General features: G+C 46.3%; 5 protein-coding genes. 2 read left to right on the top strand and 3 right to left on the bottom strand.

Translation table 11 applies throughout. The features are described 5' to 3' along the window. Positions 1–382: 382 nt before the first annotated feature. From cas12k to H6F76_RS31420, 3 genes are all read right to left on the bottom strand, one after another. Positions 383–1756, bottom strand: a complete 1374-nt coding sequence (cas12k, locus tag H6F76_RS09350; RefSeq protein ID WP_313933704.1) for a type V CRISPR-associated protein Cas12k — start codon at positions 1754–1756, stop codon at positions 383–385. A gap of 6 nt (positions 1757–1762) precedes the next feature. Beyond that, complete coding sequence (locus H6F76_RS29675) at positions 1763–2044, bottom strand: hypothetical protein (protein ID WP_199294940.1); 282 nt, start codon at positions 2042–2044, stop codon at positions 1763–1765. Between the two features lie 119 nt (positions 2045–2163). Then, on the bottom strand, positions 2164–2346 hold the full coding sequence (locus H6F76_RS31420) for a helix-turn-helix transcriptional regulator (protein WP_313933703.1): 183 nt from the start codon (positions 2344–2346) through the stop codon (positions 2164–2166). Between the two features lie 439 nt (positions 2347–2785). Here H6F76_RS31420 and H6F76_RS09340 point away from each other — a divergent pair, with 439 nt between their 5' ends. Next, a complete protein-coding gene (locus tag H6F76_RS09340) occupies positions 2786–9595 on the top strand; it encodes an AAA family ATPase (RefSeq protein ID WP_199290055.1) in 6810 nt (2269 codons plus the stop codon). After that, complete coding sequence (locus tag H6F76_RS09330; protein WP_190507667.1) at positions 9592–10221, top strand: response regulator transcription factor; 630 nt, start codon at positions 9592–9594, stop codon at positions 10219–10221. Before H6F76_RS09340 ends, H6F76_RS09330 begins: the two co-directional genes overlap by 4 nt. The last annotated feature ends 189 nt before the right edge of the window (positions 10222–10410 follow it).

Here is a 10410-nt window from a genome sequence, read left to right as displayed (position 1 = left end):
GGCGAGTAGCTACCAGGGCCAGAAAGCACGGCTGTCATCCGACAGCCAAACTAACCCTTATTTCACACGACTCAGAGGCCAAAGCATGAGTCGCGGCGCTATTGAGATATTCAGTTTTCCAGGTTCAAAGCTTTGGGCCTATTGTAGTGCAGACTTTAGTACTAAAATACTACTGTCTGGAATCATAGGCTGCGATCGCAACTGCCTTTGCCATCTCCCCAACATTTTGCTGCCAGGGCTGTTTAACAGCCTCTATAGCCATTCCGTTCTGTGCAGCTTTGCTCGCAATTTGATCTAGCAGCCTGCCGTAGCTCCATTTGTGGATGCTACTTTTGTACTGCTTGGCATAGCGTTTCTGGCCTTCTACCGAGCCTGGGGCCTTTTACTCGGCTTTCGCCTCAATTTCGGCTTGTAAGATCTCACGAATATTGTCTAACTTTGGAACGGCAACGCTGCCAGCTCCGTACTGCTGAGCTATGACCACCACTGCCTTCGCTAGCAGTCGATCTACATGCTCTCCCAGGTTAGAGGTGCCAAACTGGTTGTTCTTGCCCTGGCGTTGGGCTTTGTGGCGGGCATGGGATTGTTTACCTTGTTCTCGCCGTTGCCGAAGAAATAGGGCATAGTCTTTGCCAAGAAGTTGTTTGAGACTGCGGTAAGCCAGTACCTCTTGGGTCTGAGCGTTCCAAACAGCTAGAGTCAGGGGATTATCCCAGCCCAGGCTCAGGCCAACGATGATGTGGGGGTTGCCTTGGTAGCGAGGTTGGCTGGGTCGGTCAAAGGGGCTGTTGAGCTTCTCTAGGGTAGAGGTGAGCCGTTTGGCATAATCTCGCTGGGTATCAGACAAGCTGCTCTTCTTGCTAAGTTGGGTGAGCACCTCAGCGGTCTCTGCGGCTTTCTCCTGGCGCACGTCCTCGGTCTCTTTTTCGCTCCAGAGGCGTGTATCGATAGTACAGGAGAGGGTGAGGTAATAGGTATCCCAAGGACGACATTTGTGATCACTCTCTTTCCAAGAGATACAGGCGGAGCGCAGGGTGAAGAGAGCGCTAGAGTGCTGTCTTTTGCTGGCCCGTTTAGTTGTTTGATCCTCTAAAAATCTCTGAAACCAAGGAAGTTGCCGCTGGTCGCAGTAAATCTGAAAGGTGTGCTCACTAAGACCCTTGAAGTGCACACAGAGACGACCAGCCTGGTTACAAGACCAGACCAAGTCTTCGTTGGTTTCAAACAGGATAGGAAAGGGGATGGTGCGAGGCTGGGCTAGCGGCTTGTCTTGCCACTGCTTGTGCTCACGGTTGTCCCTGGGCACGGTGGTAGTGGCGGTTAGCAGGGTCGAGAGCCAGGCTTGCCCAGTTAGGTCGCGGCCTTTGGGAATGCGGGCTTCGAGTTGATCTTGAAGGCGCTGCACCTGGATTTCGGATTTGCGACAGCGATGGGCAAATTTTTCAAGCTCTTCAGGTTTATCAGGAAGTTGGCCACCGTTTTTGAGTAAGTAAGCAGTGGCACAGCAGATTAGGGCTTGTTTGGCACCATCGTGCTTTTTGAAGAGTTGCGCCCGGATTAAGTCTTTTGCTGATTTGACGGGGCTGCCTTTCTTATCTATCTCAACATTTTTTTCAATCTGAGCCAGAATTTGAGCGGCTTTTTTCTGAATGGCTTCTAAATCCTGGCCGCACATCTCAATTAGCTCCTCATCACTTTTGAGGATGGTGAGCCACATTCGCTTGCCAGATATTTGGCGCTTTAGACGACTTTGAATCGTAAACTAGGACTTAAATATGTAATTGACGGCTTTCTCAACAGAAGCATAGAACCGAGAGGGCTGGTCGGAGAAAGGGGCTTCGTTTTTCAGGCTTTTGCAAAGCTTGGTGACCACATCAGCGGGATGCCTACCCTTGAGTCGCCAAGCCTCAAAATCCTCATGATTAACAACGGCTTGAATGAGGGCGTTGATTAAGGGCGTATTTTTCTCTGCGGCCAGCATCCAGAGGTATTGCCGGGTTGTGGGTGAAGCGACAAGGCGGCACTGGATTGTTTTTTGAGCCATGAGCTTTCGCCGCTACAAAATAGTGCAAATGTATCATTTGCTGCCCGCTAACTCAAGCCCTATTTAGTCATTGAAGTAACCGCTATGCCTACTTGATAGTTAGGAAGAATCGGAAGGGGCTAGGGCTCATCTGGCTCGTAGATGATGAAGTCTCCTGATTGCCAGCCGTAGGCCCGGCAAATTTTTTCGAGCACATCACCTGTAGGAATGTAGCCAGAGTCATCACACAACCGATCAGCGGTTGCTCGACTAATCCCAGTGTCTTGCCAAAAACGATACCGAATAATGTTTTGCTGGTCAATTAGGCTCTTGATGAGGGTTTTGTGCCCATCCCATCATATTTCACGTGCCCTTGCCGCTGCCCCAATCTGAGGTCATACCACCGGTCTCCGTAGGAGCATAGCCGTAGGTGTCGTGCTTATCTATTCCCTACTCAGAGTTTAGGAATGAATTCGGGCACACCCCACCTTTGTATGACCGAATAAAAGTCTTTTCTTGACAAAGTTTAATCTGAAAACTGATTCTCTCGTTGAGCATTGAAGCAATTGTCTGCCTAACTTAGAAATCTTCTCGACGAAAGCTTATTGAGAGCTAAAGTATTCTGGAATACACATTACTCTGATTCTGTAATAGAATTGTTCCTTGTTATGGATTGAATTATTTCAATTTTTTGGAATTCCATTGAAACCGATATAATTGGTGGCATAGCTTGTGACATAGTATCCTTTGAGAGGGCGTTCTATGATTGCTTTATCTGGAATTGCCATCCACAAGAAAATTTACGAAAGCCCAAATTCCTTGGTGTACCGAGGGATTAGGATGCAAGATGAGCGGGCGATCATCGTCAAAATGCTCAAGCAGGATTATCCCTCTCCTCAAGAATTAACGCGTTACCGACAGGAATATGAAATTACCCGCTCTCTCAATCTGGAGGGAGTGGTCAAGGCATATAGCCAGCAGGACTATCACCGTACGCTTGCTATTCTTTTAGAAGACTTTGGTGGTGAGTCCCTAGAGCAATGGATGAGGCAGCAATCAAGTTTCTGCCCTATGCACTTATCTACATTTCTGCATCTTGCTATCGATATCACAAATATTTTAGGGAAAATTCACGCGGCTGGGATTGTTCATAAAGACATCAATCCTAACAACATCGTCCTCAATCTGGATGCTGGCGTTATCAAAATCATTGACTTTGGTATTGCTACCCGATTTAATCGCACGAATCCGATGTTCAAAAGTCTCCATGCGTTGGAGGGCACTCTTGCTTACCTTTCTCCCGAGCAAACTGGGCGTATGAACCGTTTGCTGGACTACCGAACCGATTTTTACTCGCTCGGTGTGACGTTCTACGAGCTTTTAACTGGACAGTTGCCGTTTACAACAACAGACATTCTAGAAATAGTCCATTGTCACATTGCCAAACAACCTGTTTCCCCATGTGAGTTAAACGTAGCAATTCCTAAAGCTATTTCAGACATCATTACAAAACTGATGGCGAAGAATGCCGAAGATCGCTATCAGAATGCTTGGGGTATCAAAGCAGATTTAGAAATCTGCCTTCGCCAGCTTACAGAAACAGGACAAATTGACGACATTCAACTGGGGCTGCAAGATGTGTCGGAACAGCTTGGCATCCCCCAAAAATTGTATGGACGAGAAACAGAAATTGCAGCGCTATTGGCAACATTTGAGAAAATAGCAAGGAATGAAGAAGAACTCCCTAATCCCTCATTTGGCACGATGATGTTGGTTTCTGGCTACTCAGGTGTTGGCAAATCAGCACTCGTGCAAGAGCTTTACAAATCGATTACTGCCAGACACGGTTATTTTGTCTCTGGTAAGTTTGACCAGTTTCAGCGAAATATTCCCTACAGTGCGATCGCCCATGCCTTACAACAATTGGTGCAACAATTGCTGGGTGAACCGACTGAGCAACTGCAGCAGTGGCGATCGCGCCTTCTTACTGCTTTAGGAAGCAGTGGACAACTTATCGTTGATGTGATTCCTGAAGTAGAACTGATTATTGGCAAGCAGTCACCCGTAGCAGACGTTGGAGTAACAGAAGCTCAAAACCGCTTCAATCGAGTTTTTCAGCAGTTCATTCGAGTGTTTTGTTCTAAAGAACATCCGCTAGTTGTCTTCTTAGATGATTTGCAGTGGGTTGACTCAGCCACGCTGAAGCTAATCGAACTAATGCTGCTCGACGAGCAAACCCAATTCCTATTCTTGATAGGAGCATATCGAAACAACGAAGTGGTTTCAACTCATCCACTTGTGTTGACCCTAGAGAAGTTGCGACAACAAGGGGCAGTGCTTCAAGAAATTGTTCTAGCACCTCTAACCCTTGAGCCGTTAGCTCAGCTGGTCGCTGAGACACTACATCAGGATGCCGATAGCGTTCGCCCCTTGGCTAAATTAGTGTTGCGTAAAACTGAGGGCAACCCCTTTTTTATTGGTGAATTCTTGAGACTGCTGCACAGTGAAAATCTTTTGAGCTTTGATGCAGAGTGCCTAAGCTGGCAGTGGAACATTAATCAAATTCAAGCTCTAAACATCACCGATAATGTGGCGGAGTTAATACTAAGCAAGTTGCGGAAACTGCCGGAAGCGACACAGCAGATACTTCAACTGGCCGCCTGCATTGGGGCTGAATTTGATCTAGAAATATTAGCGATCGTGTGTGAACAATCGCCTCAAATAGTTTTCCGTAACTTATTAACAGCGATACACGCTGGACTCATTCAACCACTCTCTGCATTAGATGAGAACTTATTAGTTCAAGAGTATAAATTCTTGCACGATCGCGTTCAGCAAGCTGCCTACACCTTAATTGATGAGTCTCAAAAACAAGCAATTCATCTCCAAATTGGTCGCAATCTGCTTGAGAAAACGTTATCCGAAGAACTATCAGAGCGCCTATTTGAGATTGTGGATCATCTCAATCATGGACTTGAGCTGGTTACTGATCAATCTGAACGAGATGAGATTGCCAGATTAAATTTAACCGCAGGGCAGAAAGCAAAAGGGGCGATCGCCTATAGCGTGGCGAAAAACTATTTAAACACAAGTATGGTATGGCTAACAGCTTCTAGCTGGAAAACGAACTATGATATGACCCTGGCGGTATACACAGAAACCACAGAAGTTGCATTTTTGTGTGGTGAGTTTGAGCAGATGGAATGTTGGGCAGGAATTGTTCTGCAACAAGCTAAAACAATTCTTGACACTATAAACATCTACGAAGTCAAAATTCAAACCGATATGGTGCAGAACCAACCCCTGAAAGCAATAAATACTGCATTTCAAGTTTTGCAGCAATTGGGAATCAGTTTTTCTGAGAAGACAAGTCAATCGGAAATTCAACTTGAACTAGATAGGATCACATCTCTCTTTAACGGTGAACCCATCGGAGACTTAATCCATTTGCCGCGAATGACTGAGCCAGACAAATTGGCAGCAATGCGAATTCTATCTAGTATAACGATCGCTGCATATCTTGCTGCTCCCGATCTGTTGTCCCTACTGGCATCTAAACAGGTCAACTTGTCCATTAATTATGGCAATGCTTCTGTGTCCCCCTTTGCCTATGCCAATTTAGGATTTGTTTTTTGTGGAATGGTTGGAAACATCGAGATTGGTTATCAGTTTGGACAGCTTGCTCTCAGGCTTTTGTCACAACTGGATACCCATTCACTTAAAGCTAGAATATTGCTGACTGTAAATGACTTCATCATCCACTGGAAAGAACATCTTAGAGAAATAGCGAAGCCATTGCGAGAAGGCTATCAAAGTGGGTTAGAAACCGGAGATTTAGAGTATGCCTCCTATTGCGCTCACACTTATTGCTTCCAAGCCTTTATTGTTGGCAGGCAACTCGTGGAGATTGAACGCGAGATGAGGACATACAGTGAAGCAATCCGGCAAATTAAACAGAAAATGTCACTAATCTGGCTTCGATTACTTCAGCAGTCTGTCTTGAATTTGATCGGATGCTCACAGAGTCCAACCCGTTTGGTTGGTGAAGCCTATAATGAGGAAAATGAACTGCCACAGCAGGAAAAACTTGAAGGCGTAATCCTGGTAATAAATTTCCTTAAACTTTTCCTATGCTATTTATTTTCTGAATACACTCAGGCAGTTGAAAGCTCAACTAGAGCAGAAAGTCAACTAGGCGCATTGAAAGGCGCACCCCTTGAGCCTTTCTACTACCTCTATGATTCTCTGGCAAGACTTGTAACCTATCCCCGAAGCAGCGATCAAACTCAGGCAGAAATCCTCAACAAAGTTGCGGTTAATCAGGAAAAAATGGAACATTGGGCAGATCACGCGCCCATGAATTTCCTGCATAAATATCATCTGGTTGAGGCAGAAAAAGCGCGAGTGTTGGGGCAGTGGCTGGAGGCAGAAAAATTTTACGAACAAGCGATTCAAGGAGCCAGGGAAAACGAATATGTTCAGGAAGAGGCGTTAGCCTACGAATTAGCTGCTAAACATTATCTAGCGCGAGGTCTGGAAAAGTTTGCCCAGCTCTACATGAAAGAAGCTCACTACTGTTATAAACGTTGGGGAGCAACGGCAAAGATCAAAGACTTAGAAACTCGTTATCCACAGTTCTTTTCTCAGTTGTCAGACACGGCTTATACACCAACCCGTGCTACTTCTGAAACTACCTATAACACCTCACATACTGCTCTCGATTTAGCGACGGTGATGAAAGCAGCTCAAGCAATTTCGAGTGAAATTGAACTGGATCAGTTGCTTCATTCCTTAATGCAGATTTTGATTGAAAATGCTGGTGCACAGACCGGGTGTCTGCTTTTGGAAAACTCAGGCGCATGGACGATCGAAGCAGCGTGTGAACTCAACGATGGTGAACAGGTCTACGCTACACGAGTGCTGCAATCGATTCCAATTACAAATCGCTTACCAGAATCCATTATTCATTATGTGATCCGAACTAATGAATCTGTGATTCTGAATCATGCAACTCGTGAAGGTAATTTCATCAATGATCCCTACATTCAGCAGAACCAAATTCAATCACTGCTCTGTTTGCCGCTGCTGAATCAAAGTAAGCTGGTTGGCGTGTTGTATCTGGGAAATCAATTAGCGGCTGGAGCTTTTACACCGGAGCGATTGCAAGTTCTGAATTTACTCTCCACTCAGGCCGCGATCGCGATCGAAAACGCCAAACTCTACTCAAAGCTACGCACTAGCGAAAGTCAGATGGCTCAATTTCTAGAAGCAGTTCCAGTAGGAATTAGCGTCGTGGATGCGGAGGGTCGTCCTTACTACTTCAACCAGCAGGCAACTCAGCTCTTGGGCAAAGGTGCTGTTCCTTCTGCAACACTTGATCAGCTTGTAGAAATTTATCAAGGTTATTTAGCGGGAACAAGTCAAAAATATCCTACTGAGAAACTAGCGCTGTTCCGCGCACTGGGAGGTGAACGCACAAGAACAGATGATTTGGAGATTCATCGAGACAACACTGTTATACCCGTTGAGGTATGGGGAACGCCAGTCTTTGACGAACAGGGCAATGTAGTTTATGCGATCGCCGCCTTTCAAGACATTACAGAGCGCAAACAAACCGAGCAACTACTAACCGATTACAACCGCACCTTAGAGCAACAGGTTGCAGAACGAACAGCAGCGTTGCAGGAAAGTGAAGCTGCACTGCGCCACCGGGAACAGGAATTACGACTGATCACTGATGCTCTCCCCGTTTGTATCAGCTACGTGGATGCTAATCAACGCTATTGCTTTGTTAACCACACCTACGAGGACTGGTTTAGCTGTAATCGAGATCAGATTCTGGGTAAGCATGTACGTGAAATCTTGGGTGACAGAGCTTATCAAGTAGTTGAACCGTATATCAATCAGGTGTTTGAAGGGCAAACTGCAACTCTGGAAGTAGAAATGCCTTTGCAATCTGGAAAAAGATATATTAGCGCGACCTTGATTCCCCATATTGATGGTAATGCTCAAGTCAAAGGATTCTATGCTCTAAACACAGACATTAGCCATCACAAAAAAGCAGAAGAAGTGTTGCGCCAGTCCGAAGCTCAGTTTCGGGAACAGTCCATCCTCTCCGCTTTTCGCGCTGATGTGGACAATGCCCTTGCTCAAAGTGATAGTTTGCCCCTGATGCTGCAACGCTGTACTGAAGCCGTTGTTCAGCACTTTACTGCTGCATTCGCTCGTATTTGGACGCTAGATAAAGACAAGAATTTTTTGGAGTTACAAGCCAGTGCAGGGATGTATACCCGTCTTGACGGTACCCACAGTCGAGTTTCCATAGGTAACTTCAAAGTTGGACGAATTGCTCAGGACCGCTGTCCTTTATTGACCAACAATGTGTTTTATGAACCCTCCATTGATCAAGAATGGGCAGAACGAGAAGGCATGGTGGCATTTGCGGGCTATCCCATCTTGCTGGATGAGCAGCTTGTTGGCGTGATTGCAATGTTTACTCGACACTCCATTCCGTTGTCCAACTTTGAGGCGTTGGAGTTTGCGGCTCGCGAGATTGCATTAGGGATTAGACGCAAACAGGCAGAAGTAGCGTTGCAAGCCTCTGAAGCAGAACTTCGTGCGCTCTTTTCAGCCATGCCCGATCCTCTCTTGGAGGTAGATGCAGAAGGGCGTGTTTTGAGAGCGAACCTCATCGAGTCAGAAAAATCATATAAACCGATTGACGAACAGGTAGGCCGAACATTACATGAAATTTTTGAGCAATCGCAAGCCGATACATTTCTTGGCTATATTCGGCAAGCATTGACCACTCAGCAACCTCTAACGGTTGAGTATAGCTTGATGATGGGAGAGTGGAAAACTTGGTTTGCAACTCGCATTTCACCCATCTCAGAACATTCTGTCATTTGGCTAGCAAGAGATATCACGGATCGCAAACGTGCCGAAGAAGCCTCAATTTTAGAAGAACGTAACCGGATGGCGCGAGAAATTCATGATACGCTGGCGCAAGCCTTTACGGGGATTCTGGTTCATATGGGAACCGTTTCTCGATTGGTGATCACTAACCCTGACGCAATTCAAACCCATATTAATACGGTACGAGATTTGGCTCGCAGCGGGCTGACAGAAGCTCGACGGTCGGTTGCGGCACTCCGTCCCCAATCGCTAGAAGATGGCAATCTCTGGACAGCGCTAGAACGATTTGTAGCCGCTCTGCAATCTTCAACCGAAACCAGCTTAATTTGTGAGGTTATCGGCACACCTTATGTACTGCCTGCTGAAACTGAAAACAATCTTTTAAGAATTGCACAGGAAGCTTTTACAAACGCTGTCAGGTATGCAAACGCAACCGAAATTCGGATTGAGTTAATTTATGAGTTGACGCAATGCTTCTTGCAAATTAGAGACAACGGACAAGGATTTGAAGTCAATCATACGCTCCTAAATCATGGATTTGGCTTAGTGGGGATGACCGAGCGAGCGGAACGCATTGGGGCACAACTCTCGATCGAGAGCCGACTGGGGCAGGGAACCGAAGTGATTGTATCTGTAAATCGAGAGGCATCAGTATGAGCCAGCCTACAGCGATCCGTGTTTTGATCGTTGATGATCACACCATTGTCCGGCAAGGACTAGCCGCGATGATTGAAAACGAGCCGGATATGACGGTGGTTGGTCAAGCAGGCAATGGACAGGAAGCGATCGCCCTATATCGACAACTCCAACCTGATGTCACCTTGATGGACTTGCAAATGCCCCAGATGAGTGGTGCTGATGCGACTTTAGCAATCTGTGCTGAATTTGCCCATGCTCACATTGTCATACTGACCACGTACGACGGCGACGAGGATATTTATCGAGCGTTACGTGCTGGAGCCAAGGGCTATTTGCTCAAGGATGCTGAACCGGATGCTCTGCTTAGCGCTATCCAGATCGTTCATAGTGGGCAACAATATATCCCTTCTGAAGTTGCTGCCAAGTTGGTGCAACGGATGAACATTCCAGAATTGAGCGATCGCGAACGAGAGGTTGTTTGTCAGATGGCGCTTGGCCTGAGTAACCACAGTATTGGTGTGGCTTTGAATATTACCGAAAGTACGGTTAAGTTCCACATCAACCGAATTTTGAGCAAATTAGGTGTGAGCGATCGCACACAAGCGGTGATTACAGCATTGAAACGAGGACTCGCCAAGTTGTGATCGCGATGAGAACCGAACTTAAGTTCGGTTGAGGGCTCGTTGCAGAGATAGTGAGCACCTGTTGTTTTATGCCTTCGCTCACTCAACTTTGAGTTGGCGACAAATCTGCATTAGTCTCATAGGCTAAAGACATACAAATAACGGAGGCGGCGAGAGCTAAAGATAGAGATCATGGCAATCCTTCGATAT

The organism is Leptolyngbya sp. FACHB-321 (genome assembly GCF_014695975.1).
In the GTDB taxonomy this organism is placed as follows: domain Bacteria; phylum Cyanobacteriota; class Cyanobacteriia; order Leptolyngbyales; family Leptolyngbyaceae; genus Stenomitos.
The sequence above is the reverse complement of the archived record's forward strand: the minus strand, read 5'-3'. Positions and strand labels throughout refer to the sequence as shown.

What these genes read in the sequence shown, in the direction of transcription:
- H6F76_RS29675 (WP_199294940.1), bottom strand. Translation starts at nt 2,044, where the DNA reads ATGGCTCAAAAAACAATCCAGTGCCGCCTTGTCGCTTCACCCACAACC.
- H6F76_RS09340 (WP_199290055.1), top strand. Translation starts at nt 2,786, where the DNA reads ATGATTGCTTTATCTGGAATTGCCATCCACAAGAAAATTTACGAAAGC.
- H6F76_RS09330 (WP_190507667.1), top strand. Translation starts at nt 9,592, where the DNA reads ATGAGCCAGCCTACAGCGATCCGTGTTTTGATCGTTGATGATCACACC.